General features: G+C 50.7%; 1 rRNA gene. It reads left to right on the top strand.

The annotated features are described in order from the left end of the window. Nucleotides 1-823, top strand: a 23S ribosomal RNA gene (locus tag B5E65_RS15905); the annotation flags it as partial.

Genomic DNA, 823 nt, shown 5'->3' with positions numbered 1-823 from the left:
AGCAACGGAGCCGAAGCGAGAGCGAGTCTGAACAGGGCGTTTAGTTGCATGCAGTGGGCCCGAAACCGGGTGACCTATCCATGGTCAGGTTGAAGTGGAGGTAAAACTCCATGGAGGACCGAACCGACCCCCGTTGAAAAGGTGGCGGATGAACTGTGGATAGCGGAGAAATTCCAATCGAACTCGGAGATAGCTGGTTCTCCCCGAAATAGTTTTAGGACTAGCCTCATGTTAGATTCCCGGAGGTAAAGCACTGAATGGCCTAGGGCCCGAGAGGGTACCGAAGCCTATCAAACTAAGAATGCCGGAGAATTGATGCATGGGAGTCAGACTGTGTGAGATAAGTCTCACAGTCAAGAGGGAAACAGCCCAGATCTACAGCTAAGGTCCCAAAGCAGGTTTAAGTGGAAAAGGATGTGAAGTTGCTAAGACAACCAGGATGTTGGCTTAGAAGCAGCCACTCATTCAAAGAGTGCGTAATAGCTCACTGGTCGAGTGACTTTGCGCCGAAAATTCAACGGGGCTAAAACCTGCACCGAAGCTTAGGCAATGTTCTGTTGAACAAAGTTTGTAAGGTTGAATCTGCCGCCGCGGAGCGGCGGTAAATTGTCCGTTAAGGATAGAAGCTGCCTTATGGGCTTTGTTCAGCAGAACATTGGGTAGGGGAGCGTTGTATGCGCGGAGAAGCATTAGCGTAAGCGGATGTGGAGTTCATACAAGTGAGAATGCCGGAATGAGTAGCGAGAATTGTGTGAGAATCACAATGGCCGAAAGCCTAAGGTTTCTGGAGGAAGGTTCGTCCTCTCCAGGTCAGCCGGGAGCT

This window comes from Gemmiger sp. An120, assembly GCF_002160955.1.
GTDB classification, from domain to species: Bacteria; Bacillota; Clostridia; order Oscillospirales; family Ruminococcaceae; genus Gemmiger_A; species Gemmiger_A avium.
Note: the sequence above shows the minus strand (reverse complement) of the source record. Positions and strands in the feature narration are given on the sequence as shown.